The sequence below is a fragment of the Pseudomonas sp. TH39(2020) genome, from assembly GCF_016650715.1.
In the GTDB taxonomy this organism is placed as follows: domain Bacteria; phylum Pseudomonadota; class Gammaproteobacteria; order Pseudomonadales; family Pseudomonadaceae; genus Aquipseudomonas; species Aquipseudomonas mandelii_C.
Genome location: NZ_JAEKFF010000002.1, coordinates 223,981 through 248,555, shown reverse-complemented (window position 1 = coordinate 248,555; position 24,575 = coordinate 223,981). Strand labels below are relative to the sequence as shown.

Annotated in this window: 23 protein-coding genes; 9 read left to right on the top strand and 14 right to left on the bottom strand. The window is 61.0% G+C overall.

Translation table 11 applies throughout. From position 1 onward, the window contains the following. Positions 1–11: 11 nt before the first annotated feature. The 9 genes from JFU47_RS01140 to JFU47_RS01100 all read left to right on the top strand — a co-directional run bounded on the left by JFU47_RS01140 (position 12) and on the right by JFU47_RS01100 (position 7,196). Positions 12–338, top strand: coding sequence for a c-type cytochrome (locus JFU47_RS01140; protein WP_242485029.1), 327 nt, complete (start codon positions 12–14; stop codon positions 336–338). Further along, positions 335–1,513 (top strand): cytochrome D1 domain-containing protein, encoded by a 1,179-nt coding sequence (locus tag JFU47_RS01135; protein ID WP_201180261.1) that lies wholly within the window; start codon positions 335–337, stop codon positions 1,511–1,513. The genes JFU47_RS01140 and JFU47_RS01135 overlap by 4 nt, the downstream gene beginning before the upstream one ends. Position 1,514: 1 nt before the next feature. Further along, on the top strand, positions 1,515–1,973 hold the full coding sequence (locus JFU47_RS01130; protein ID WP_201180260.1) for an Lrp/AsnC family transcriptional regulator: 459 nt from the start codon (positions 1,515–1,517) through the stop codon (positions 1,971–1,973). Beyond that, the gene (ahbB, locus tag JFU47_RS01125) at positions 1,970–2,485 is read left to right on the top strand and encodes a siroheme decarboxylase subunit beta (protein WP_201180259.1); all 516 of its coding nucleotides are present in this window, start codon (positions 1,970–1,972) and stop codon (positions 2,483–2,485) included. Before JFU47_RS01130 ends, ahbB (JFU47_RS01125) begins: the two co-directional genes overlap by 4 nt. Next, positions 2,478–2,921, top strand: coding sequence for an Lrp/AsnC family transcriptional regulator (locus JFU47_RS01120; protein ID WP_201180258.1), 444 nt, complete (start codon positions 2,478–2,480; stop codon positions 2,919–2,921). Before ahbB (JFU47_RS01125) ends, JFU47_RS01120 begins: the two co-directional genes overlap by 8 nt. Beyond that, positions 2,896–3,411: a siroheme decarboxylase subunit beta gene (gene ahbB, locus JFU47_RS01115; protein WP_201180257.1), complete on the top strand. Its 516-nt coding sequence runs from the start codon at positions 2,896–2,898 to the stop codon at positions 3,409–3,411. Before JFU47_RS01120 ends, ahbB (JFU47_RS01115) begins: the two co-directional genes overlap by 26 nt. Positions 3,412–3,617: 206 nt before the next feature. Then, positions 3,618–4,796, top strand: coding sequence for a heme d1 biosynthesis radical SAM protein NirJ (nirJ, locus tag JFU47_RS01110; RefSeq protein ID WP_201180256.1), 1,179 nt, complete (start codon positions 3,618–3,620; stop codon positions 4,794–4,796). A gap of 70 nt (positions 4,797–4,866) precedes the next feature. Then, complete coding sequence (gene cobA, locus JFU47_RS01105) at positions 4,867–5,706, top strand: uroporphyrinogen-III C-methyltransferase (protein ID WP_140678120.1); 840 nt, start codon at positions 4,867–4,869, stop codon at positions 5,704–5,706. Then, on the top strand, positions 5,703–7,196 hold the full coding sequence (locus tag JFU47_RS01100) for a nitrite reductase (RefSeq protein ID WP_201180255.1): 1,494 nt from the start codon (positions 5,703–5,705) through the stop codon (positions 7,194–7,196). Before cobA ends, JFU47_RS01100 begins: the two co-directional genes overlap by 4 nt. Before the next feature lie 768 nt (positions 7,197–7,964). On the opposite strand, the gene JFU47_RS01095 is transcribed toward JFU47_RS01100, so the two are convergent. The 14 genes from JFU47_RS01095 to JFU47_RS01030 form a co-directional block, all read right to left on the bottom strand. Continuing rightward, positions 7,965–8,708, bottom strand: coding sequence for an SDR family NAD(P)-dependent oxidoreductase (locus JFU47_RS01095; RefSeq protein ID WP_140678117.1), 744 nt, complete (start codon positions 8,706–8,708; stop codon positions 7,965–7,967). 110 nt (positions 8,709–8,818) lie between these two features. Further along, the gene (locus JFU47_RS01090) at positions 8,819–9,322 is read right to left on the bottom strand and encodes a nitrous oxide reductase accessory protein NosL (RefSeq protein ID WP_201180254.1); all 504 of its coding nucleotides are present in this window, start codon (positions 9,320–9,322) and stop codon (positions 8,819–8,821) included. A gap of 33 nt (positions 9,323–9,355) precedes the next feature. Beyond that, complete coding sequence (locus JFU47_RS01085) at positions 9,356–10,186, bottom strand: ABC transporter permease (RefSeq protein WP_140893079.1); 831 nt, start codon at positions 10,184–10,186, stop codon at positions 9,356–9,358. Beyond that, on the bottom strand, positions 10,183–11,106 hold the full coding sequence (locus tag JFU47_RS01080; RefSeq protein ID WP_201180253.1) for an ABC transporter ATP-binding protein: 924 nt from the start codon (positions 11,104–11,106) through the stop codon (positions 10,183–10,185). Before JFU47_RS01080 ends, JFU47_RS01085 begins: the two co-directional genes overlap by 4 nt. Next, positions 11,103–12,392: a nitrous oxide reductase family maturation protein NosD gene (locus tag JFU47_RS01075; RefSeq protein ID WP_201180252.1), complete on the bottom strand. Its 1,290-nt coding sequence runs from the start codon at positions 12,390–12,392 to the stop codon at positions 11,103–11,105. Before JFU47_RS01075 ends, JFU47_RS01080 begins: the two co-directional genes overlap by 4 nt. A gap of 27 nt (positions 12,393–12,419) precedes the next feature. Further along, a complete protein-coding gene (nosZ, locus tag JFU47_RS01070) occupies positions 12,420–14,342 on the bottom strand; it encodes a TAT-dependent nitrous-oxide reductase (RefSeq protein WP_446739625.1) in 1,923 nt (640 codons plus the stop codon). A gap of 53 nt (positions 14,343–14,395) precedes the next feature. After that, positions 14,396–16,609 (bottom strand): transcriptional regulator NosR, encoded by a 2,214-nt coding sequence (gene nosR, locus JFU47_RS01065; RefSeq protein WP_242485028.1) that lies wholly within the window; start codon positions 16,607–16,609, stop codon positions 14,396–14,398. A gap of 77 nt (positions 16,610–16,686) precedes the next feature. Beyond that, positions 16,687–18,075, bottom strand: coding sequence for an oxygen-independent coproporphyrinogen III oxidase (hemN, locus tag JFU47_RS01060; protein ID WP_201180250.1), 1,389 nt, complete (start codon positions 18,073–18,075; stop codon positions 16,687–16,689). A gap of 6 nt (positions 18,076–18,081) precedes the next feature. Continuing rightward, complete coding sequence (locus JFU47_RS01055; RefSeq protein WP_201180249.1) at positions 18,082–19,428, bottom strand: coproporphyrinogen III oxidase; 1,347 nt, start codon at positions 19,426–19,428, stop codon at positions 18,082–18,084. Positions 19,429–19,544: 116 nt separating this feature from the next. Beyond that, the gene (locus JFU47_RS01050; protein WP_046046915.1) at positions 19,545–19,988 is read right to left on the bottom strand and encodes a CopD family copper resistance protein; all 444 of its coding nucleotides are present in this window, start codon (positions 19,986–19,988) and stop codon (positions 19,545–19,547) included. 888 nt (positions 19,989–20,876) lie between these two features. After that, positions 20,877–21,317, bottom strand: coding sequence for a CBS domain-containing protein (locus JFU47_RS01045; RefSeq protein ID WP_140678100.1), 441 nt, complete (start codon positions 21,315–21,317; stop codon positions 20,877–20,879). 40 nt (positions 21,318–21,357) lie between these two features. After that, entirely contained in the window at positions 21,358–21,735 is a 378-nt protein-coding gene (gene nirD, locus JFU47_RS01040; protein ID WP_140893080.1) for a nitrite reductase small subunit NirD, read from the bottom strand. Then, positions 21,735–24,296 carry a nitrite reductase large subunit NirB gene (gene nirB, locus JFU47_RS01035; protein WP_201180248.1) on the bottom strand — a complete coding sequence of 854 codons (2,562 nt, stop codon included), beginning with the start codon at positions 24,294–24,296 and terminating at the stop codon, positions 21,735–21,737. The genes nirD and nirB overlap by 1 nt, the downstream gene beginning before the upstream one ends. Positions 24,297–24,391: 95 nt before the next feature. Further along, a complete protein-coding gene (locus tag JFU47_RS01030) occupies positions 24,392–24,532 on the bottom strand; it encodes a hypothetical protein (RefSeq protein WP_156400838.1) in 141 nt (46 codons plus the stop codon). Positions 24,533–24,575: the final 43 nt, after the last annotated feature.

Below are 24,575 nucleotides of genomic sequence, written 5' to 3'. Positions count from 1 at the left end.
TGGAGGGCGTCATGATGATTTACCCACACGCTGTGATTCTGGCGGCCCTCCTCCTCATTTGCGCAACCGCGGTTGCGGCGCCGGACGCCCAGCGTCAGGCGCAACTCGAACACCTGCTGACCCAGGACTGCGGCGCCTGCCATGGGCTGCACCTGACTGGCGGGCTAGGCCCCGAACTGACGCGCGCGGCGCTGGCCGGAAAGTCCAGGGACAGCCTGATTACCACCGTCACCCAAGGCCGCCCCGGCACCGCGATGCCCGGTTGGGCCCCGTTGCTCAGCTCCGACGACATCCGTTGGCTGGTCGATCTTCTTCTCCAGGGATACCCCGCACGATGATCCGTTCAATCCTGCTGTCAGCGGCGACCGGGCTGTTGTTGTCCGCTTGCGTTCAGCCACCGTTGCGTGGCACCGGCGACTTGGGCGTGGTCGTGGAGCGCGCCACCGGTAGCGTACAAATCATTGAAAGCGACACCCGCACGGCGCTGGCTCGACTCGAGGGTTTCGGCGACCTGTCCCATGCCTCGGTGGTGTTCTCGCGGGACCAGCGCTTTGCCTATGTGTTCGGGCGCGACGGCGGGTTGAGCAAAATCGATTTGCTGACCCGGCGTATCGATCATCGCGTCATCCAGGGCGGCAACAGCATTGGCGGCGCCATCAGTCAGGACGGCAAGTTGATCGCGGTGTCCAACTACGTGCCCGGCGGCGTCAAGGTGTTCGATGCCGACACCCTGCAACAAGTGGCCGATATTCCGGCCACGCCCCTGGCCGATGGCACCAAGCGCTCGCGGGTGGTCGGGCTGGTCGACGCGCCGGGGCAACGTTTTGTCTTCAGCCTGTTCGATACCGGCGAGATCTGGACCGCCGATTTCAGTCAGGGCAGCACCCCGCAGATCAGCCGTTTCACCGGCATCGGTGAGCAACCGTACGACGCCCTGATTACCCCCGATGGGCGCTATTACATGGCCGGCCTGTTCGGTGAAGACGGCATGGCCCAACTCGACCTCTGGCATCCAGAACGCGGTGTGCACCGGGTACTCGGCGACTACGGACGCGGCCAGGCGAAACTCCCGGTCTACAAGATGCCGCACCTGGAAGGCTGGGCTGTCGCCGACAATCAGGCCTTCGTGCCAGCCGTCGGCCGGCATCAAGTGTTGGTGATGGATTCACGCACCTGGCAGCAGACCGCCGTGATTCCGGTCGCCGGTCAACCGGTGTTCGTCACGTCGCGCCCGGACGGTCGGCAGCTGTGGGTCAACTTCGCCTACCCGGACAACGATCGGGTTCAGGTCATCGACACCGAAACCCACGCCGTGGTTGCCGATCTGCGTCCCGGGCCAGCGGTGCTGCACATGGAATTCACCGCACGCGGCGACCAGTTGTGGCTGTCGTTACGCGACGGCGATCAGGTTCAGATCTGGGATCCGTACCGCCTGACGCTGCTGAGTACCCTGCCCGCCAGCGCGCCGAGCGGCATCTTCTTCAGCAGTCGCGCGCAGAAAATGGGGTATTGAAATGAACCTTGAGCTGCTCAGCCGCCAACTCATCGACCGCTTCCAGCACGGCATGCCGCTGTGCCCGTCACCGTATAAGGAGATGGCGCGGATTCTCGGCTGCCGCGAATCCCAGGTGATGGCCTGCCTGGAAGAAATGGATCAGGCCGGCACCCTCTCACGGATCGGCCCGGTGTTCGAACACAGTCGCGCCGGGGCCAGCACCCTCGCCGCCCTTGCCGTGCCCGCCGAACGCCTGCAACAGGTGGCCGATCGCGTCAGTCAGTACCCGGAGGTCAATCACAACTACGCACGGGAGCATTTCTACAACCTGTGGTTTGTGCTGACCGCCCCTGATCGCCAACACATCGACCGTGTGCTCAAAGAACTTGAGCACGACACCGGCCTCATGCCGCTCGACCTGCCGATGTTGACCGCCTACCGCATCGACCTCGGTTTTGCCTTGGGAGAACAATCATGAAGCCCGGATTGAGCCCCCAACAAGCGCTTGCGCTGCGCCGGCACCTCGAAGGCGGATTGCCGCTGGTGTCGCGCCCGTATCAGGCCCTCGCCGAACGGATAAACACAGACGAAAACCAGGTGCTCGAACAAATGCGCCAGTGGAGCGAGCAAGGGCTGTTTCGCCGTATCGGCCTGGTGCTGCACCATCGCGCGCTGGGTTTTACCGCCAACGCCATGCTGGTGCTGGATGTTCCCGATGCGCTGATTGACGAAGTCGGCCAGCGCCTGGGGCGAGCGCCCGGCATTAACCTCTGCTACCAACGGCCCCGGCGTTTGCCGCAGTGGCGGTACAACCTGTTTTGCATGGTGCACGGGCGGCAACGTGATCAGGTGGAGGCGCAAATCCAGGCGCTGCTGGAAGAACATTTGCTCAGCGACTTGCCCCATCAATTGCTGTTCAGCACCCAGGTCTTCAAACAGTGCGGCGGCCGCTTTGCGCCCTCGCGCACAGGAGCACCGACCCATGGATGACCTTGACCGTCGCCTGATCAACCGCTTGCAACTGGGCCTGCCGCTGGTGCGCCACCCTTGGCGGGTATTGGCTGCCGAACTGGAGAGCAGCAGCACTGAACTGCTCGACCGGTTGCATACCCTGCTCGATGACGGCGTGCTCACCCGATTCGGCCCGATGTTTGACATTGAACGACTGGGCGGCGCCTTCACCCTCGCCGCACTGGCGGTGCCGGAAGAGCGTTTCGACGACGTTGCCGAGCAACTGCATGACCTGCCTGAAGTGGCGCACAACTACCGACGCGAACACGCCTGGAACATGTGGTTCGTGCTCGGCTGCGCGACCGAGCACGCCATCACCGAGACGCTGCAGCGCATCGAAACCCTGACCGGCCTGCCGCTGCTCAACCTGCCCAAAGAGGAGACCTACCATGTCGGTCTGTATTTCCCGGTCTGAAGACACCCTCGTCCAGCGTCTGATCGTGTTGACCCAGGCGGGTCTGCCGTTGCTGGAAGACCCGTGGGCGTGGCTCGCCGAACAGCTGGGGCTGAACATCGAAGCCACCCTGGATCTGCTCAAGCGCTTGCAAGCCGAGGGCGCGATTCGGCGGATCGCCGCCGTGCCCAATCACTACCGACTGGGCTATCGCCACAACGGCATGACGGTCTGGGATGTGCGCGACACCGACATGCCGCGCCTCGGCGCGCTGATCGGCGCGCAACCCTTCGTCAGCCACTGCTATCGCCGTCCGCGCCGAACCGACTGGCGCTACAACCTGTTCGCCATGGTGCATGGCCGCAGCAGCGATGAAATCAACAGCTACCGCGAGCACCTGCGCTACTTGCTCGGCGACGCCTGTGGGGCCGACGAGATGCTGGTGAGCAGCCGCATCCTGAAGAAAACCGGCTTGCGCTTAATGCCAGTCAGTTCAACGCAGACCTTGTAGCAGCTGTCGAGCTTGCGAGGCTGCGTTCGGCTGCGTAGCAGTCGTAAAACCTGTGTGCGAGGTTTATCTGAAACACCGCACTGCCTGATTTCACGACTGCTCCGCAGCCGAACGCAGCCTCGCAAGCTCGACAGCTGCTACGGGCATCAGGCTTGCGCTTGCCTATTGCTTCGCGCTGAACACGTTCCCGACTCAAGGAGAGTTGCATGTTGAGGATCAGCCAATACCTGCGTGCACTGGCCAGCCAGGCGCCAGCACCGAGAACCAGCCCACCGGGCAGTAACCGGGCGCCGGTGGTGATCTGGAACCTGCTCAGGCGCTGCAACCTGACCTGCAAACATTGCTACGCGACCTCGGCCGACAGTGTCTTTCGCGACGAACTGGATACGGCCGCCGCGCTGACCGTGATCGACGACCTGCACGATGCCGGCGTCAAGGTGTTGATTCTTTCCGGTGGCGAACCGCTGTTGCGCGAGGATTTGTTTGTGCTCAGCGCCTACGCCCGGGCCAAGGGTTTCTTTGTGGCCTTGTCCACCAACGGCACGCTGATCGATGAGCAGAACATCGCGCAGGTCAGCGCGGCGAATTTCGACTACGTCGGGATCAGCATCGATGGACTGGAAGCCACCCATGACGCTTTCCGCCAACTCAAGGGCAGCTTCGCCCGCTCCATGCAGGCGATCAGGCTCTGTCGCGAACAGGGTATTCGCGTCGGGCTGCGCACCACCCTGACTCAGGAGAACCATCAACAGTTGCCCCAGTTACTGGCGCTGATGCGCGAGTACGACGTACAGAAGTTTTATCTGTCGCACCTCAACTACAGCGGTCGCGGTAAACGCAGTCGCAAACTCGACGCGCACCAGCAGATGAGCCGCGAGGCCATGACGTTGATCTTTGAGCGCGCGTGGGAAGACATCCAACAGGGCCGCGACAGCGATTTTGTCAGCGGCAACAACGATGCCGACGCCATTCTGCTGCTGCAATGGGCAGCCCTTCGTATTCCCGAGCATTACCCACGCCTGGAAAACATGCTCCGCGCCTGGGGTGGCAACGCCTCCGGCAGCGGCATTGCCAACATCGACAACACCGGCGAAGTGCACCCGGACACCTACTGGTGGCAGCACTCGGTGGGCAATGTCCGCCGCACGCCGTTCCGCACGTTGTGGCTGGATCAGCCGGATGCCCTGCTGCTGCGCCTGCGTGAGCATCCCCGCGCGGTCGGTGGCCGTTGCGCGCAATGCCGCTGGTTGCCCATCTGCAACGGCAACACCCGCACACGCGCCTGGGCCGAGGGAGATCTGTGGGGCCAGGACCCCGGCTGCCACCTCAGCGATGACGAAATCGGTGTTACGCCGTCAACGACCATCCCTTGCATCACCCACTGAATAGCCCGTCCGGCCAACTACCTGACAAAGGCTGGGGCCGGCCAACCTGATGAAGCACCAAGGACGTCCCATGCCTCCATCAATTGCGATACCGGCCACACTTGAGTCGCCGTTCCGGCCGGGCGAAGTTGCCCTGGTCGGCGCCGGCCCCGGCGATCCACGCCTGCTGACCCTGCGCGCCTGGAGCCTGTTGATGCAGGCCGACGCTGTGGTGTACGACCGGCTGATCAGCCCCGAACTGCTGACGTTGATTCCCCTGACCTGCGCCCGGCATTACGTCGGCAAGGCCAGCGGCTGCCACAGCCTGCCCCAGGAACAGATCAACGAACTGCTCGCGGACCTCGCCGATCAAGGGCAGCGGGTGGTCCGGCTCAAGGGCGGCGACCCGTTCATTTTCGGTCGCGGTGCCGAAGAGCTGGAATACCTGCTGCGACGCGGCATTGATTGCCAGGTGGTGCCGGGCATTACCGCCGCTTCCGGCTGCAGCGCCTACGCAGGCATACCGTTGACCCACCGCGATCTGGTCAATTCCTGCCGGTTCATCACCGGCCATTTGCAACGCGACGGCGAGTTGTCGCTGCCCTGGAGCAGCCTCGCGGACAGTAGCCAGACGTTGGTGTTTTACATGGGCTTGTCGAATCTGGGGATCATCGCTCAGCGCTTGATCGAAGCCGGGTTGTCAGCCGATACACCGGCGGCACTGATCAGCAACGGCACGCGTCCCGACCAGCACGTCGCCCGGGGCAAGCTGCACCAATTACCGACCCTGGCGCTGGATTGTCCACCGGGCATTCCGACACTGACGGTGATCGGCACCGTGGTCGATCTGTTTGGCGCAGAACAACTGGAATACCCGGCGCGGCTTTACCCGGCTCAAGCGCTGCAACGCCACGCCAAGGTGGCGATATGAGGCGCATGGTCCTTGCCCACCTGTTATGGGTCAGTGCGGCGCAGGCCGGCGCAGCGGTTCCGGCACTTGAACAAGCGGCGCAAAACTATCAGCAGCATTGCCAGAGCTGTCACGGCATTAACCGTCTCGGCGGTGCAGGGCCGGCGTTGTTGCCGGAGAGTCTCAGCCGGATCAAACCCGATGAAATCCGCAGCGTGATCCAGAACGGCCGCCCCGCGAGCCAAATGGCCGGCTATGCCACTGTGTTCAGCCCCGCGCAGATCGACGCGCTGGTGGATTACCTTCAGCAACCGCCCGCCACCCCACCCACCTGGAGCAATGACGACATTCTCGGCAGTCACTCGATGCTCGCGGACCTCAGCAAACTGCCCACCACGCCCCAGCATGGCGCCGACCCACTGAACCTGTTCGTGGTGGTGGAAGCCGGCGACCATCACATCGACATCCTCGACGGCGACCGCTTTGAGGTGCTGGCGCGGTTTGCTTCGCACTTTGCCGTGCATGGCGGGCCGAAGTTTTCGCCCGATGGGCGCTTCGTCTACTTCGCCTCCCGTGACGGCTGGATCAGCCTGTATGACTTGCACAACCTGAAACTGATCGCCGAGGTCCGCGCCGGGCTCAATACCCGCAACCTGGCGGTGAGCAAGGATGGACGCTGGGTGCTGGTGGGCAACTATTTGCCCGGCAACGTGGTGGTGCTCGATGCTCGCGATCTGTCGCTGGTCAAAACTATTCCCACAATCGGTCAGGACGGTACCGCGTCACGGGTCAGCGCGGTCTACTCCGCCCCGCCGCGCGACAGTTTCATCGTGGCGCTCAAGGACGTGAAGGAAGTCTGGGAATTGTCCTGGGCTGACACACCCAATTTCGAACCACGACGGATTTCTGCCGGGGATTTTCTCGACGATTTTTCTTTTTCACCGGACTACAAACAGCTGCTGGCCACGTCGCGCAAGGCCCAGGGCGGTCAAGTGATCGACCTCGACAGCGGCAAGGTGATCACCGACATCCCACTGCCGGGCATGCCGCATTTGGGCTCGGGGACTTATTGGAAACGCAACGGTGAGTGGGTGTTCGCCACACCGAATATCAGCAAGGGGCTGATCTCGGTCATCGACTTCAAGACCTGGAAACTGATCAAGGAAATTCCGACCCTGGGGCCGGGATTCTTCATGCGCAGTCACGTCAATTCACGGTATGCCTGGAGTGACGTGTTCTTCGGGCCGGACAACGATGCGATCCATCTGATCGACAAGCAGACGCTGGAGATTGCCCACACCTTGCGCCCGATGCCCGGGAAAACCGCTGCTCATGTTGAGTTCACCCGGGATGGCCGCTACTTGCTGCTGAGCATCTGGGCCACCGACGGTGCGCTGATCGTTTATGACAGCAACACTCTCAAGGAGATCAAACGTATTCCGATGAATAAGCCTTCGGGTAAGTACAACGTGGGGAACAAGATTGAGTTTGCTGAGGGGACTTCGCATTAGGCCTTGGGTGTATATCCATTTTTTCGGTAACGGCGGCTTAGGGTTCCGCCCTTACGGCGGGTCACTTGGAAAAGCGCCAAGTAACCAAACGCTGTTGCCCCTGACGTACGGTGCCTCGCCTAGGCTCGGCATGCCCTCGCTCCGGTCCTGCTCCGTGGGCCCGCCGCCATCGGCCATCCATGGCCGGGGGCGGCTACCGCGGCATCCTTGCCGCGGTGCCCACTGCGCAGAACCTGCGCTCGGCCTTCCGACGGGGCAGATCAAGATCAGAAGCAAGATCAAAAGCAAGATCAAAAGCAAGATCAAAATCCCGGTGTTGTACCTGTGGGAGCGAGCCTGCTCGCGAAAAACGTCCGGACACCGCGATCATTCAGACAGCACGCGTTATCGTTCACGTCTTTCGCGAGCAGGCTCGCTCCCACAGGGGAATGCGTACGCTTGAAAAGGCAGGCCGGCCGGTAGGCCGCCTCGCGGTGCTTTTGCGGTACTCGCCCCCTCGAGAGGCCGAGTAGAGGTTCTGCGTAGTGGGCAACCCGGCATGGATGCCGGGTTAGCCGCCCCCGGCCATGGATGGCCGATGGCGGCGGGCCCACGGAGCAGGACCGGAGCGAGGGCATGGCGAGCCTAGGCGAGCCACCGAACGACAGGGGCAAGAGCGCTTTGGTTACTTTCCGCCGGGCCGCGCAGGCTTTTCGAAAGTGACCCGCCGTAAGGGCGGAACCCTAAGTCGCCGTGACCGCAGCAACGGATATGTACCCCGAACGGATTTCAGCCCAAGGTGTAACCGTTATCAACCTTCCAGTCCTGCCCATAAACCCCCCGAGCACCCTGCGACAACTGAAAAACAATCACATTGGCCACCGCCGCCGCATCAAGAAAATGCCCCGGCAACAGACGTTTACCAAGCGTGTCGGCAACATCGCCAAGCTCCCCATCGCTCAACCCCAAGTGATCCCACATCGAGGTAGCCGTCGGCCCCGGAGAGACCAGATTAATGCGCACCTCATACCGCGCAAACTCCACCGCCAGCGTGCGGACCTGAGCCGCCAGCGCAGCCTTGCTGGCAATGCACGCAGCCAACCCCGGAAAGCTCGAACCGGTCAGGAAACTCCCGACAAACACCACCGAAGCCGGGCTCGCCAATTCACCGCGCAACGCCGCCAGGGTATTCAACGCCCCGGCACCATTAACCGCCCACTGACGCTGGAAGGCCGCCATATCCAGGCTGTCAGCCATCTCGGCAATACCCGCGTTAGGCACCAGATAGTCCACGGGACCCAACGCCGCAGCGCACTCGGCCAGCTCGCGCAGGTCTTGCTGACTCGTGACATCCCCGGCAAACCACTGCAACCGCTCACCGTAGATCTGCTGCAAAGCCGGCAGTTCACCCAGAGTCCGTGACATCGCCAGCACCTTGACCCCGCGCGGTAACAGCGCGGCGCACAGTGCCAGGCCAATCCCGGAGCTGGCACCCGTGACCACCGCCAAACGGTCCTGAAACTCGGTTTTCATCATCTACTCCTGGGCATCACGGATGCCAAGCACTGGGGACATTGCCAGTCCCTATCTTTGAGCAGGAGAAGAAAAAACGACTTGACGGCGATCAGGATTTTTCGACGGCGTTAGTGTTGCTGCAACAGCGCCGGAGTGATCTCGCTGAAGCGCAGCAAGCGACCGCCCTGCTCCGCGGCAAGCTTTTCAGCGGCCTCGCGGCTGGAGAACGACGCCAGCACCACGCCCATGGCGCCTTTGAGTTGGGTGCCGACCACGTAGAACGCGTCTTTGGCATCGATCAGATGGGCGTCATCCGGCGCGTTCCACGGGCTGCGGCCCATGTCGTGGACATACAGTTTTGCATCGCCATGATGATTTTCCGGCTGCAACCACCAACCGATCATTTCCGCCGTGGAGCAGAACTTCTTGACCCCGGCCCGCTCGACCACTTCGCCCTTGGGCCCGGGGAATCCGTCGATAATCATCCCGCAGACATGGCATTCATCACTGGGATGAAAGGCTGTGGCGGCGTCGCTGTAAGTGGCTTGCGCCGAGTTGTCGCAGGCCGTCAGAAACAGGCACATCATCAGGCCCGCCACCGCGCGCACCGTCGTCAGATAAAACGTACTCATCGTCAACTTCTCCAAAACCATCAAAGTGGAAATTCATGTCGCCCGGCGACGAAACAACAGCCAGGCCGAGCCCAATGGCACCGCCACCCACAGCGACAGGCACAGCCAGAGCATCGACCCCGGCATCGGCAAATCACTGCCCAGCGTCAGCACACCCGTGGTGCCGGCGCCGGGCTCAAAACCGGAGAGGTTGATCAGGCGATAGATGTCAGCGGGGTTGAGCAGCAGCAACCAGGGCAGCACTTTCGGGTTGAACTGCCCTTCGCTGAGCACCAACAGCGCCAGCAGTGCCAGGTCGAACACCAGCACAAAGAAGAACCAGACGCCCAGCGCCAGCCCGGCCGCCGTGGATTTCTCGGCAGACACACTGCTCAGCACATAGGCCAGCCCCAGAAACCCCCAACCCAACAACGTCGACGACGCCATGAACCGGCCAAAGGCCCAAAGCAGCAGGCTCAGTTCAACATCGTCCACCAGCACGGCGATGGCCAGCATGGCGCAGCCGAAACCGATCAGTGTCGCCAGCGCCAGGATCAACCCGTGGCCGACAAACTTGCCGAGCAGGATCTGCCCGCGACCCAGCGGATAGGTCAGCAACAGCAGCAACGTGCCGCTCTCGTCCTCGCCGACGATGGCGTCATAGGCCAATAGCAACGCAATCAACGGCATCAAAAACGTTGCCAGACTGGCGAGGCTGGCGATGGTGGCCGGCACCGAGGTGAAACCCAATTGCCCGGAAGCCGCGGCGCCCAGCCAGGCGATGCCGATGGCCAACACTGCGAACAACACACTGATCGCCAACAACCAGCGATTGCGCAAACCGTCGCTGAATTCCTTGCGGGCCATGTTCCAGACAGCGTTCATACGGCCTCCCCGATCGACGCCGCACCGGCCCGGCTCATGTAGTAGCGGTAAATGTCTTCCAGCGACGGCTGATGGATTTCCACGTCGGCCGGTTCGTCTTCATCGAGGAGTTGGCGCAACAGCCCGAGCTTGCTGCCATTGAGCGCGGCCACTTCAAGACCTTCGACGCCCCAGCGTTCGGTGATATGCCCGGCGTTGTTCCAGCGTTGCTGCAACGGCCCGGCGTGCTTGAGGCCATTGGCGCGAATCAGCGTCGGCAACCCGGCCTCCTCGCGCAAACTGTGGAGACTGCCGAGGGCCAGCAGGCGGCCCTGGGTCAGAATCGCTGCGCGGTTGATGTGCGCCTCAACACCCGGCAACACGTGGGAACAGAGAATGATGCTGGTGCCCTGGTTGCGCAGGCGATCGAGCAACCGATAAAGGTCCTGGGTAGCGATGGGATCGAGGCCGACGGTAGGTTCATCAAGCAGCAACAAACGCGGCTCGCCGAGCAGCGCCTGCGCCAGCCCCAAGCGTTGACGCATGCCCTTGGAGTAAGTCTTGACCCGCCGATACGCCGCACCGGCCAGGCCGACTTCCTCCAACAGTGCGTCCACCTGAGCTGAGGCGGCACCTTTGAGTCGCGCGAAATGACGCAAGGTCTCAACACCGCTCAGCTGCGGGTAAAACGTCACGTTCTCCGGCAGATAACCGAGCAGGCGCCGCACGTGGGGATCACTGGGCAAACGGCCAAACACCCTGACCTGGCCTTCGCTGGGCTGGAGCAGGCCAAGCACCAGTTTCATGCTGGTGGTCTTGCCCGCGCCGTTGTGCCCGAACAAACCCAGCACTTCACCTTCCGCGAGGCTGAGGTTCAACCGATGCAACACGGTGGCGTGCCCATAACGCTGGCTCACGCCTTCTATGTCGATGACGTTCATGCGGCAGGCTCCTGGGTCAGGGTTTGAGTGGATGACTTCATCAGCGGATGGCTGTCGAGCACCCCAGGCGATTTCATCACCGGAAAGGCCCGTTGCACCCAGCGCAGCAACTCGATACCGGGGCTGTTCATCAACAGCCGCACCTGCGGATACAGCCACAGCAGACGGTCGACGTTGTCATTGGGTTCGTAGGCGATATCGCCGAGGCCGTCGTTGTTGCGGTCCCAGCCCAAGTAATCGCTCCAGTAATTACCCCGGCCATCCACCGACCATTCCTGCAAGCGGGTGGCGACGTATTTGACCTGCCGTTGATTGCCGACAAACGCGTTGTCGGCGATGCGGTTGTCTTCCGAGCCGGCGGTGAGATGAATACCCACGGCGCTGTGCTCGAAGTGGTTGTGTTCGATGCTGTTGAACAGCGAGTTATAGATGAACAACGCCTTGCCCTCGGCACCGCTGATCATGCTGTCGCCGGTGGAGCCGTCGCGCACGTCAGTGACGAAGTTGTCACGCAAGGTTGAATAGGTGATGTAGTTCATCAGGATCCCGTAGTTCTGATCCTGTTCGGAGCGATTGCCGATCACCGTGAGCTTGCGGCTTTGCATCAAGGCGTAACCGGTGCGGGTGCGGCGGGTGGTGTTGCCGATCAGCTGGTTGTCGTTGGCGAACATGTAATGCACGCCGTAGCGCAGGTCCTCCAGGGTATTGCCTTGCAGCAGGTTGCCGTTGGAAGTGTCGATGTAGATTCCATCGCGGGTGTCGCGCACCTGGTTGCCAATGACCTTGGCGCCATGTACCGCATACAGATGAATACCGTTGCCGCGATCCTGGGAGCGCATCGTCGGATCACCCTGAATACGATTGTCGATCAGGCTCACATCCTGAGTGCCGTCGACCCAGATACCGAAGCCCTTACCCTGCAGGCGATTGCCTTTGATCACCGCACCACGAGCTTTGGGCTGGATGAACAGCCCCGCATTCATGGCGGTGAGGTCGTGCCCCCAGTCCAGAAAGGTGCAGCCCTCGATGCCGACATCCGGCGCACTGATAATCAAGCCGTTGCCCTGCCCCTCCCCCTGAAATACCGCGCCCGGCTCGCAGACAATCTGCATCGGTTGATCGACGCTGAACGAGCCACGGTATTCCCCTGCAGGCAGGTGCCAGCGTTGATCGGCGTCCACCGTCAACGGCAGCGTGGTGATGGGTTGCACCGCCAGCGCGCTGCCGGACATCAGCAGGAGCGCCAGCGCAATGACCTTCACCGGGTTTCCCTTGCTATCAGTCATTGCCTGGCTCCTGTCGATGGGCAACGGTCAGGCCTTCTCGACCTTCATGCGGCCGACCATTTCCATGTGCAGCGCATGGCAGAACCAGCTGCAGTAGTACCAGTGCAGGCCGGCCTTGTCGGCGATGAAGGTGATCGATGAGGTCTGCTGCGGGCTGATCTCCATGCTCACGCCATGGTTGGTCATCACGAAGCCGTGGGTCACGTCTTCAATCTGGTCGATGTTGGTGATGGTCACCGTGACCTCGTTGCCCTGTTTGACGGTGAACTCCGGCAGGCCGTAGGCCGGGGCCATCGAGGTCATGTAGACGCGGACTTTGTTACCGTCTCGGATGACCTTGTTGTCGGTCTCCAGCTTGATCCCGTCCTTGGCGGCGATCGCCACGGTCTCGGCGAAAAACGGGTCGTTGCGGTCCCAGATCTTTTTGGTCTTGATCTGGTCGCGGCGGGCCATGACGCAGTCATGGGGTTCGGCAAAGGCCGGGCCGTCGTGCACCAGTTTCATTTCCTCGCCGGAGATATCGATCAACTGATCGTTTTCCGGGTGCAGCGGGCCGGTCGGCAGGAAGCGGTCCTTGGAAAACTTGCTGAGCACCATCAGCCATTGGCCGTCGGCGTCTCTGGTTTCGGTCAGCGAGGCATGGTTGTGGCCCGGCTGGTATTGCACGTCGAGTTTCTGCTTGATGTAGTTGACCTTCTCGCCGGTGTACGCGCGAATCGCCTCCTCGACGTTCCACTTCACCACCTGACTGTCGATAAACAGCGTGGTGTAGGCATTGCCGCGGCCGTCGTAGGTGGTGTGAAGCGGGCCCAGACCCAGTTCCGGTTCGCCGACCACCACGTCGCGCGGGTCCTTGAATTTGTCGTCGAACAGATCGTCCAGCTTCGCGGTGGCGATGATCGTGCAAGTGGGCGAGAGTTTGCCGGCGGCAATGAAGTACTTGCCATCGGGCGTCATATTGATGCCGTGGGGGTTCTTCGGCACCGGGATGTAACGGGTGAACGCGCTGTCCTTGCCTTCGTCTTTACGACCGTCGACCACCGGCACTTTCGAGCCGTCCAGGGTGATGAACTTGCCAGCCTTGATCGCCGCTTCGATGCGCGGGATGTTGAACACCACCACCCAGTCGCGTTCGTTGCGCATCATGCCGCCCAGGTCGTAGGCCTTCTCCGAGTTGTAGCAGGTCGAAGCAGCATACTTGCCGGTGTAATCGGCGTCGGTGTTATCCAGGTTGCCGTCGACGATGACCTGGAACGCCATCTCCATTTTCTCGGCATCGATGGCGTTAAACATCGTGTAGCTGTTCTTGTCCTGCAGGTCGAAGGTGCTGCCGTCATTGGGGTGCGGAATCACGAACTCGGCATTGGCGAACACGTATTTTGTGTGCGGCACTTTTTGCAGGCGCAACCCGTGAACGGCCTGCACATTGGGCACGGTGAGCATCTTGTCGCACTTCATGATGTCCAGACGGATACGCGCAACGCGGCTGTTGGCCTTGTCATTGATGAACAGGTATTTGCCGTCGTACTTGCCGTCGGTCATCGACAAATGCGGGTGGTGACAGTCGCCATTCTGGAAATGCGCGCTGTCACCCATGATCCGTTTGCTTTCATTGGTCAGCCCCCAACCGGTGGCGGAGTCAACGTTGAACACCGGAACACGCAACAACTCGCGCATCGACGGAATGCCCATGATCCGCACTTCACCCTGATGGCCGCCACTCCAGAAACCGTAGTACTGATCCAGTTCGCCCGGCCCGACGTGGGTTTTCGATTGCGCGTCCTTGGCCGCAGCCGCCCAGGTCTCACGGGTGAAGACCGCGCCACCGATGGCCGTGGCACCGGCCAGTACCGCGCCGGTCACCGCACTGGTGCCGAGGAAACCGCGGCGGCTGAGGCCTGTCGGTTCCGGCACTTCAGCTACTTTTTTGGATTCTGTGTCGTTCATCAGGTGTTTTCCTTGAAGGGATAAAAACGGTCACTGCGGACAGGCGCTCGCGGGGTTCATTCCAGAGCGGTCACTTCCACGACAGGTATCAGTTGCACAGTGGCGGGTGCCGCTTTGCCGCGCTTCTTGCGCTTGTTGATCAGCGGCGGGCATTTGTTGTCGTTCTGGTAAGTCATCTGGCAATCGAGGCAGTAGTGGCACTCGTTGGCATTGATCCGGCCATCGGGATGAATCGCCTGGATCTCGCATTCCTTGGCGCACAGTTGGCAAGGCGTACCGCAGTCCTTGCGGCGTTTGAGCCAGTCGAACAGGCGAAATTTGCTCGGAATTGCCAGCGCCGCACCCAACGGGCAGATGTAGCGGCAATAGACTTTGCGCGTGAAGAGGTTGATGACCAGCAGCGCCACGGCGTAGAGCACGAACCACCACTGGCGGTCGAACCGGAGGGTGATGGCGGTCTTGAACGGCTCCACCTCGGCGAACAGCTCGGCGGTGGACATCGACTCCAGGGAGATGCCGAACAGCAGCAGCAAAATGATGTATTTGATCGCCCACAGCCGCTCATGGACTGCGAAGGGCAATTCGTATTGGGGGATCTTCAGCTTGCGCGCGGCTTCGTTGATCAACTCTTGCAACGCGCCAAACGGGCACAGCCAGCCGCAGAACACACCGCGGCCCCAGAGCAAAATGCTGGCGGCGGCGAAGACCCAGAGCATGAAGATCAGCGGATCGGTGAGAAACAGCTCCCAGCGAAAATGGTCGAACAACGCATGGGTAAAGGTCAGGACGTTGACCACCGACAACTGCCCTAGCGAATACCAGCCGAGAAACACCACGGTAAAGACCAGGTAACCCCGACGCAGCCAGTGCAGAAAATGTGGGCGGCGGGTGAACTTGTCCTGCAGGAACAGGATGGCCGTCAGTAGCAGCAACGCTGCCCCGAGGACGCCGATCTGAAAGGATTTTTGGTACCAGATGTTCAACCACATCGGCCGGCTGGCTTCCTCGAGGGCGGCCAGTTCTTCGGCGCTGGGCAGTGGTCGTTCAAGGTAGGGCTCGGGCAATTGATAGGCCAGTTCGAAGCTGCTGAACGTGCCGCTGACCGGGCCGGTCTGGCGACGTACCAATAGCTCCAGGGACCAGGGCGATCCCGGATCAAACTTCGCCGGTTCGCGCACAATGAAAATCGACATCTCGGTGAACTCGGGCATGCCTTTGGCAAACACATCCGAGAGCCGCTGATGGTCCATGTCGCGAAAGCTGATGACGTTGCCGAACTGACGCAATTGCACCCGATCGAAAATTCCGCCGCGCACATAGCCCGAGCCTTTATAGGAAAACAGCCCACGCCCCAGCACCGCGATGGCCTGCTCGCCGGGCTTGAGGTCTTGCATGAGGAGGCGATATTGATTGTCGCCCAGCAGCGCGCGGCCGATGGTCGGCGGGTTCAGGTCGGCGGTATAGAGCTCGATAAAAGTCTCATCAACCTGATCGGCACTGGCGTTGTCGATGCCTTCGGCTTCGGTGCCTTTGAAGGCGACGTCGACTTGGCCACGGGTCAGGTTCAAGCGGCGGATGGCGCCGTTGCCGGTCAGTTGTTCCCAGGTGGCGGGCTCGAAAAAGTCCAGCCGTACGATGGCGGGCTTGCGTGCCACACCGGCCGTGTCCTCGATCAGCTTGAGCGATACGGCCACTTCATGGGCGGCGCGCATGATGACTTCGTTGACCACCATGGCGGTGACGGTTGCGCCGGCGATGGCATCGACGGTGACTGCGTTCGGATCACTGGAATGGCCGACGACGACCCGCTGACTGACCTTGACGCCTTTGTACTTGGCGGTGAAACCGTGGAGTTTTGCCTCAGGAATGCCAATCAGCAGAATCGGCTCGTGGTGTTCCAGCACATAGGCATCCTGAATCATGCCGGTCGTGTCGAGAATCACTTGGGTGTTGATCGGTTTGCCTGAATAGGCCGGAATATCCACCACGTCCAGGCTCTGGAACACATAACCGATGACCTTGCCGGCGGCAGACAGCGTACGCACCTTGAACCGGCCTTCGGGCGCGGAAACGGAATCGGTCTGAGGGAAGGTTTTCTCAATGCGCTTCTGCTCGATGTCGCCGTACTGCTTGGCTTGCACCGCCTCGAAGGTGGCGAGCATCAACGTCAGCATGACCACCAGCCCGACGCCCCAGGCGCGCAGGTTGCCGTGTATCGAAGGCTGATGGATTGTCATGGGCTCGCTGATTTCGAAAGGGCTTTCGGTCATGTTAGGGAGCGTTGCGCCCCCTGCCCTTGATTGAAATCAACTTGAGAAATTAGCCCCGAAAGACAGGCTCCCGGGTCTCAAACCGTGCGTGAAAACTGGCCTTTTTGTTCACCACCCAGATAGGCGTCAAACGCCATCGCGGCACTGCGCATCATCAAATGCCCTTGTGGCAACAGCACCAATTCGTCGCGGTGAATCTGCAGCAATCCATCGCGCACATGCTCGCCCAGCTGCGCCAGCGCCTCGGCAAAATACTCGGTGAAGCGAATGCCATGCGGCGCCTCATACTTGTCGAACGCGATACGGCCATGGCACATCAGGTCGCTGATCACCTCGCGGCGCAGCAGGTCGTCGGCGTTCAAGCGGTAACCCCGATGCACCGGCAACAACCCTTGATCGATACGGGCGTAGTACTGCGAAAGCTCCTTGACGCTTTGGCTGTAGCTGTCGCCGACCTTGCCGATCGACGACACCCCAAGGCCGATCAAATCGCAGTCGGCATGGGTGGAATAGCCCTGAAAATTACGCTGCAGGGTGCCATTGGCCCGGGCCAGCGCCAGCTCGTCATCCGGCAAGGCGAAATGATCCATGCCGATGTAGACGTAACCGGCCTCGGTCAGACGGCGAATGGTCAGCTCGAGCAGTTCCAGCTTGCGCTCCGGCGGCGGCATGTCGGCGGGACGAATCAACCGTTGTGCGCGAACCATCTCCGGCAAATGTGCGTAGCTGTAGGCGGCAATCCGGTCCGGACGCAGCGCGATGATCTTGCTCAGCGTGACATCGAAACTCTGCACGGTTTGCAGGGGCAGACCATAGATAAGGTCGACGCTGATCGACTTGAATTGCGCCTCGCGTGCCGCAGCAACCAGCGCATAAATCTGCTCTTCACTTTGCTGGCGATTGACCGCGGCCTGCACGTCAGGGTCGAAATCCTGCACGCCGAAGCTCAGGCGATTGAAGCCCAACTGGCGCAGCGACTGAATCTGCTCGGTGCTGATGGTGCGCGGGTCGACCTCGATGGAGAACTCATGGTCATCGCTGTCATCCATGTTGAACGCCTGGTGCAGGCAGTCCATCAGGTCCGCCAGCTGCTCGCTGGTCAAATAGGTCGGCGTGCCGCCACCCAGGTGCAACTGGGTGAGTTTGCGGGTGTTGTCGAACAAGGCCGCCTGCATCGCGATTTCACGCTTGAGGTAGGTCAGGTACTCGACGGCGCGATGGGTTTTCTGGGTAATGATTTTGTTGCAGGCGCAGTAGTAACAAAGGCTTTTGCAAAACGGGATGTGGATATACACCGACAACGGTTTCGGCGCGGCCACCAGATTGCTGTCGCGGGCGGCACGCTGATAGTCGTCAACGGCAAACGCCTGATGAAACTGCGGCGCCGTGGGGTAAGAGGTATAGCGCGGCCCCGGGCGGTCGTACTTTTCGACCAGGGCGCGATTGAAATCAAATGTCGTGTTCATGATCGATCAACTCGCAATGGGCCCGCCCAAATCCTTTTCAAACAGGTTGCAGATGGCATCCACTTCCGGCCGACCGGCGGGAAGGATGCTGATGAAGCGGTCTGACAATTCAATCAACCCGTCCCGACTCAATTGCTCCAGCAACGGCCAGACGGCGGAGAAGTACTTGGAAAAAACCAGCCCGTAGCGCCGCTCGATGGCGCGGATATCCAGTTCCTGATCACAGGCCAGACGCTCCATGACCATGTGCCTGATCTGATCCCCTGCCTCGAAACGCCAGCCTCGACAGGTCGGCAATTGCTTCATGTCCAGTTGCTGCTGATAGCGTCCAATCTCGTCAGTGTTTTGGGTGTACAAATCGTCGATCTGGCTGATGGCGCCCAAACCGAATCCAACATGATCGCAATAGCCATGACGGGAGAAACCCTCACAGGTACGGCGTAACCGGCCGCGCTCCTGGGCGACCGCCAAATCATCATCAGGCCGGACAAACTGCCCCAGACCGATGTAGTGATAACCCGCGTCAAGCAGTTGATCAAAGCAGATCTGGCGCATCGCGCCTTTATCGTCCTGGCTGCACAGCGCTCTGACTTTGTCACCGAGCACTGGCCGATAGCGCCGTGGTGGCCGGGCATAATCGAACACCATGAGCCGGTCCGGTTCCAGCTCGATAATGCTCGCCAGCTTCAGCGCAAAACTGTCTGGCGTCTGCCAGGCATGGCCAAAGCCCAGATCGACGTTGATGGAGCGAAAGCCAAAGGTGCGTGCGGCATCCATGAGCGATTGGATCGGCGCCGGGTTCTGGTAGCAGGCCACCGACCTGTCACAGTCGGCGTCGATATCCGGAACGCCGATGCTGACGTGATTGAAACCCTGGTTGCGCAACAACCCCATGGTCGACCAGTCGGTATGGTGAAGGTCCACCTCGACGCTGTAGTCGCCGCCTTCATGTTCGAGAAAGTTGAACCGGCCACGCAGATGACTCATCAGCCGTTCCAGATGGGCAGGCGCGGGTGTTCCGCCCCCCAGATGAAACTGTTCGACCCGTTGCTCTGCACTGAGGTGACAACCGACGAGGTCAATTTCCTGCTCCAGATGCTGAAGGTACTGCTCGATGCCGCTGTGTTCGCCGGCGATATCGCGCGGGGCACAGGAAGACGGCTTGAGGCTGGAAGGCAGTTGCACGTTCAGGGACAGCGGACGGCACTTCTGGCGGCTGACGCGCAATGCACGAAGCAAATCCAGAGAGCCAATACCTTCATGAAATTTTTGTGTGTCGGCATGACAGTTAGGGTCAAGCACGCCTTGATCGCACCGGGCGATCTCGCCTGGGTTGTGAAATAAATCGAGCATGACGGTCTCCGAGACTGGCTGCGGATTGTCAGTCTCCGGGTTTAACCCTCAATGCTCCTTGATTTGCATCAAGCGCAAGCCAAGTGTCTGCACAACGGACCACCGGTCAGTCCCGATTACCACGTCAGGTAAAACATGCCCTTGGCCAGCAGCACGATAACGACCATGTGGCAGAACAGGCTGCCATGGATGAAGTGCAGGTATCGCGGGCTCATTCGGCCGCTTTTGAAGAGAAACATGGCACCCAGGAAATGCAGCAGCACACTCACGGCCACCGCGATTTTCAATGCCAGCAAGGTGCCGAACGATGAGGCCAGTGGTGAGGCCAGGGCTGGCAAGTAACGCAACCAGACCATGCCCAGCCCCGCACCGAACAACACCAGCAGCACCCACGGCATCAGCGAGCGGGCCCGGCGGCCGATACCCTGCTCCACCAGCAGCATCACCCTGGCGGGTAGCTGTTTGCGGATGCTTTCCAGAAACAGGACTTCGAAGAACACCGTGCCGATGAAGATCAGCGCGGCAAACAGGTGCAAGGTCAGAATCAGCGGATAGATCATGGTGTTTTCGCCTTGGGTCAAGGCAACCCGCGCTACGGCGAACATTGGGGTGAGCGCACTGGCTGTCGGTCTCTGGAGATTACAGAGCGCGCCTGGTTATGCGGTTGACACTGATCAAGAAAGCCGTAAAACCGCCAGGCTCGTGTGCATATCCGTTTCTTCGGTAACGGCTGCTTATGATTCCGCTCTTACAGCGGGTCACTTGGAAAAGCCCCAAGTAACCAAGGGCTCTTGCCCCTGACGTTCGGTGCCTCGCCCAGGCTCGGCATGCCCTCGCTCCGGTCCTGCTCCGTGGGCCCGCCGCCATCGGCCATCCATGGCCGGGGGCGGCTAACCCGGCATCCATGCCGGGTTGCCCACTGCGCAGAACCTCCTCTCGGCCTTTCGAGGGGGCGAGTACCGCAAAAGCACCGCGAGGCGGCCTACCGGCCGGCCTGTCTCTTCAAGCGTACGCATTCCCCCTGTGGGAGCGAGCCTGCTCGCGAAGGACGTCAACGATGACGCGTGCTGTCTGAATGAACGCGGTGTCCGGACGTTTTTCGCGAGCAGGCTCGCTCCCACAGGTACAACGCCAGGCTTTTGATCTTGCTTCTGATCTTGATCTGCCCCGTCGGAAGGCCGAGTGGAGGTTCTGCGTAGTGGGCACCGCGGCAAGGATGCCGCGGTAGCCGCCCCCGGCCATGGATGGCCGATGGCGGCGGGCCCACGGAGCAGGACCGGAGCGAGGGTATGCCGAGCCTAGGCGAGGCACCGTACGTCAGGGGCGAAAGCGTTTGGTTACTTGGCGCTCTTCCAAGTGACCCGCCGTAAGGGCGGAACCAATAGCCGCCGTGACCGCAGAAACGGATATGTACCCCAACCTAACCATTCACCGTGACAACAACCCATTCAGTGCCCACGAATGTAATGCTCCAGCTGCCGAATCAGATCAGCCTGTTCAACGATAGCCTCCTTGACCAGATCCCCAATCGATAACAGCCCCATCAGTTCGCCGCCCTCCATCACCGGCAGATGACGCAGATGGCTGTCAGTCATGACCGCCATGCAACGCTCAATACTCTGCTGACTGTCAGCCGTCACCACAGGCGCGCTCATGATGTCGCGCACCGGCGTACCGACCGAAGAGCGCCCCTGCAGCACGACCTTGCGCGCATAGTCGCGCTCGCTGATCACGCCGACCACCCGCCCGGCCTCGATCACCGGAAGCGCGCCCACGTTCTTTTCGGCCATGATCCTCAGGGCTTCAAGCACCATTTCATCAGGCGCGATGCTATGCACCTGGCGGTTTTGCACGACCTTGAGTTTCAGCAATTGTGCGGCTGTTTTCATAAATGCCTCCGATGCGCATACGTGATGCTGTTGAACAGGCTCAAGCCACCCCGACTTCCACCACGCCGCTGTTCAACCGCACGGGCCAGACACGCAGACGCTGTTGCGGGTACTCCAGGCAGCTACCGTCCTCAAGGCGGAAATGTTGTTTGTAGATCGGCGATGCAACCACCAGATCACCCTTGATGCTGCCGACCAACCCGCGACCGATCACATTCGCCCCGGATTGCGGGTCATGGTTGTCGATGGCGTAGAGGGTCCGACCCTCGGCACCCGGCAGGTAGAACAACGCCACCTGTGCGCCGTCGAGCCAGACGACGACGCCGGAGTTGCTGACCAGGTCCTGTTGCTCGCACACCGTTTGCCAAGCCTCGGCGCTTTCCAGGGAATCGATGCGTTGGGTATTGGACTGGCTCATCAGGCAATCTCCTCGGTAACAGGGATAAGGTTGAGTTCGGCCGCCATGATCGGGCGCCGCTGGCCGCGTTCCTGGACAAAGTGGATGTCCGGGTCCGGGCGTTTGTCGTTGACGAAGGTACGGAAGCGCTTGAGTTTTTCCGGGTCTTTGAGGGCGTTGGCCCACTCGCATTCATAGCGATTGACCACCAGTTGCATCTGCGATTCGAGCTCTTCACCCAACCCGAGGCTGTCGTTGATGATCACATCCTTGAGGTAATCGAGGCCGCCCTCCAGGCTTTCGCGCCACACCGAGGTACGCTGCAATTTGTCGGCGGTGCGGATGTAGAACATCAGGAAGCGGTCGATGTAGCGGATCAGGGTCGCATCGTCGAGGTCGGTGGCGAACAGCTCGGCGTGACGTGGACGCATGCCGCCGTTGCCGGCGATGTAAAGGTTCCAGCCTTTCTCGGTGGCGATCACGCCAACGTCTTTGCTCTGGGCCTCGGCGCATTCGCGGGTGCAACCGGACACCGCGAATTTGAGCTTGTGCGGCGAGCGCAGGCCCTTGTAGCGGTCCTCGATGGTCAGGGCCATTTGCACGCTGTCTTGCACGCCGTAACGGCACCAGGTGCTGCCGACACAAGACTTCACGGTGCGGGTCGACTTGCCATAGGCGTGCCCGGTTTCGAAACCGGCTTCGATCAGCTCGGCCCAGATGTCCGGCAATTCATGCAACTGCGCGCCAAACAGGTCGATCCGCTGGCCGCCGGTGATTTTGGTGTAGAGGTCGTATTTCTTCGCCACCACACCAATCGCGATCAGTTTGTCGGCGGTGATTTCGCCACCGGGGATGCGCGGCACCACCGAATAGGTGCCGTTTTTCTGCATGTTGGCCATGAAGGTGTCGTTGGTGTCCTGCAGCGGCACCAGTGAGGCGTCCATGATCGGCTGGTTCCAGCACGACGCGAGGATCGAGCCCACCGCCGGTTTGCACACGTCGCAACCGGTGTGGCCACGGCCATGCTTGGCCAGCAGTTCTTCGAAGGTGATCACCCCTTCTACCCGCACCAGCGCATAAAGCTCCTGACGGGTATAGGCAAAGTGTTCGCACAGACTCTTGTCGACGCTGACGCCACGGGCGATCAACTCATGCTCGAAAACCTGCCTGAGCAGCCCGGCACAACCACCGCAACCGGTGCACGCCTTGGTCTGCGACTTGAGCAGGCCGAGGTCGGTGCAGCCACCGTCGATGGCCGAGCAAATGGAACCCTTGGTGACGTTGTGGCACGAGCACACCGTGGCCGCTTCGGGCAACGCGCCCGGACCGAGGGTCGGCGCGCCTTCGGACGATGGCAGAATCAGGCTGGCAGGTTCCGCCGGCAGCGTAATCGCGTTCTGCATGTATTGCAGCAGCGTGTCGTAATAGCTGTTGTCACCGACCAGCACCGCGCCGAGCACGTGTTTGCCGGTCGCATCCACCACCAGGCGACGATAGCTGGCCGTGGTTTCGTCGATGAACTGATAACTGCGCGCGCCCGGCGTGCTGCCGTGGGCGTCGCCGATGGAACCGACATCGACGCCCAGCAGTTTGAGCTTGGTCGACATGTCCGCGCCCATGAACGGCTCGGCGGTTTCGTTGCACAACAGTGCGGCGACGCCGCGCGCCATCTGGTAACCGGGTGCAACCAGACCAAAGATGCTGCCATTCCAGGCGGCACACTCGCCGATGGCGTAGATGTTCGGATCGCTGCTCTGGCATTGGTCGTCAATCACCACACCGCCGCGCGGACCGACTTCCAGCGAGCATTGCCGGGCCAGTGCGTCTTGCGCACGAATACCGGCGGAGAACACGATCAGGTCGGTTTCAAGAAATTCGTCATTGGCGAAGTTCATCCGGTAGCGGTATTCCTCGCCTGCGCTGATCGATTGCGTGCCGCGCGACAGGTGCACACCGACGCCGAGCCGTTCGATCTGCGCCTTGAGCGCCAGGCCACCGTATTCGTCCAGCTGCACCGGCATCAGGCGCGGGGCGAATTCCACCACATGGGCTTCCAGGCCCAGGGTTTTCAGGGCATTGGCCGCTTCCAGGCCCAACAAGCCACCGCCGACCACCACACCGCGTCGGGCGTTGCTGGCCGCGGCACGAATGGCGTCGAGGTCTTCAAGGGTGCGATACACCAGGCGCGAATCGCCCTCGGCGCCTTCGATGGGCGGTACAAACGGATAGGAGCCGGTGGCCAGCACCAATTTGTCGTAGGAGACACAGCCTTGCGCGGTGATCACCTGGCGGCGGGCGCGGTCGATTTCCAGGACCGGCACCCCCAGATGCAGGGTTACGCCCGGGGTCTGGTACAGCGAGGCTTCACCAAGGGCCAACGACTCGGCATCACGGCCGGAGAAATACTCGGAAAGGTGCACGCGGTCGTAGGCACGCATCGGCTCCTCGCTGAACACGTGCAGCCGATAGTGATCAAGGGCACCGCGTTCGATCAGCTGTTCGACACAATGATGTCCGACCATGCCATTGCCGATCACGATCAGCGTTTGCAGCTTGTTCAAAGTGGCAACATTGGAATTCATAAGAGACACCCGTCGATAGCTGTTCAAAAAGCAAAAAAAAACGCCTGAAACCTTGCGGTTCCAGGCGTCTTTGCCTGTTCGTTTACGGTGCTAAGTCAGGCATCTATGCCGGATCCACCGATGTTGCCCGCGACCTGTTCGGCCAATCGATCGTCGTTGACCGAGGGGGCTGCCCACTCGACTGCATTCACAGTGGGCCTGAACAGTGTCTTGCAGACTTTGTGCCAGTCGGCCATTGGCCGTCCTTGCGCCAGTAAACGTTGACCACGGGAACCCATC

Bases quoted from the DNA above. Each gene is read 5' to 3' on its own strand.
- JFU47_RS01140 (WP_242485029.1), top strand. From the start codon at position 12: ATGATGATTTACCCACACGCTGTGATTCTGGCGGCCCTCCTCCTCATT.
- JFU47_RS01135 (WP_201180261.1), top strand. From the start codon at position 335: ATGATCCGTTCAATCCTGCTGTCAGCGGCGACCGGGCTGTTGTTGTCC.
- JFU47_RS01130 (WP_201180260.1), top strand. From the start codon at position 1,515: ATGAACCTTGAGCTGCTCAGCCGCCAACTCATCGACCGCTTCCAGCAC.
- ahbB (WP_201180259.1), top strand. From the start codon at position 1,970: ATGAAGCCCGGATTGAGCCCCCAACAAGCGCTTGCGCTGCGCCGGCAC.
- JFU47_RS01120 (WP_201180258.1), top strand. From the start codon at position 2,478: ATGGATGACCTTGACCGTCGCCTGATCAACCGCTTGCAACTGGGCCTG.
- ahbB (WP_201180257.1), top strand. From the start codon at position 2,896: ATGTCGGTCTGTATTTCCCGGTCTGAAGACACCCTCGTCCAGCGTCTG.
- nirJ (WP_201180256.1), top strand. From the start codon at position 3,618: ATGTTGAGGATCAGCCAATACCTGCGTGCACTGGCCAGCCAGGCGCCA.
- cobA (WP_140678120.1), top strand. From the start codon at position 4,867: ATGCCTCCATCAATTGCGATACCGGCCACACTTGAGTCGCCGTTCCGG.
- JFU47_RS01100 (WP_201180255.1), top strand. From the start codon at position 5,703: ATGAGGCGCATGGTCCTTGCCCACCTGTTATGGGTCAGTGCGGCGCAG.
- JFU47_RS01095 (WP_140678117.1), bottom strand. From the start codon at position 8,708: ATGAAAACCGAGTTTCAGGACCGTTTGGCGGTGGTCACGGGTGCCAGC.
- JFU47_RS01090 (WP_201180254.1), bottom strand. From the start codon at position 9,322: ATGAGTACGTTTTATCTGACGACGGTGCGCGCGGTGGCGGGCCTGATG.
- JFU47_RS01085 (WP_140893079.1), bottom strand. From the start codon at position 10,186: ATGAACGCTGTCTGGAACATGGCCCGCAAGGAATTCAGCGACGGTTTG.
- JFU47_RS01080 (WP_201180253.1), bottom strand. From the start codon at position 11,106: ATGAACGTCATCGACATAGAAGGCGTGAGCCAGCGTTATGGGCACGCC.
- JFU47_RS01075 (WP_201180252.1), bottom strand. From the start codon at position 12,392: ATGACTGATAGCAAGGGAAACCCGGTGAAGGTCATTGCGCTGGCGCTC.
- nosR (WP_242485028.1), bottom strand. From the start codon at position 16,609: ATGACCGAAAGCCCTTTCGAAATCAGCGAGCCCATGACAATCCATCAG.
- hemN (WP_201180250.1), bottom strand. From the start codon at position 18,075: ATGAACACGACATTTGATTTCAATCGCGCCCTGGTCGAAAAGTACGAC.
- JFU47_RS01055 (WP_201180249.1), bottom strand. From the start codon at position 19,428: ATGCTCGATTTATTTCACAACCCAGGCGAGATCGCCCGGTGCGATCAA.
- JFU47_RS01050 (WP_046046915.1), bottom strand. From the start codon at position 19,988: ATGATCTATCCGCTGATTCTGACCTTGCACCTGTTTGCCGCGCTGATC.
- JFU47_RS01045 (WP_140678100.1), bottom strand. From the start codon at position 21,317: ATGAAAACAGCCGCACAATTGCTGAAACTCAAGGTCGTGCAAAACCGC.
- nirD (WP_140893080.1), bottom strand. From the start codon at position 21,735: ATGAGCCAGTCCAATACCCAACGCATCGATTCCCTGGAAAGCGCCGAG.
- nirB (WP_201180248.1), bottom strand. From the start codon at position 24,296: ATGAATTCCAATGTTGCCACTTTGAACAAGCTGCAAACGCTGATCGTG.
- JFU47_RS01030 (WP_156400838.1), bottom strand. From the start codon at position 24,532: ATGGCCGACTGGCACAAAGTCTGCAAGACACTGTTCAGGCCCACTGTG.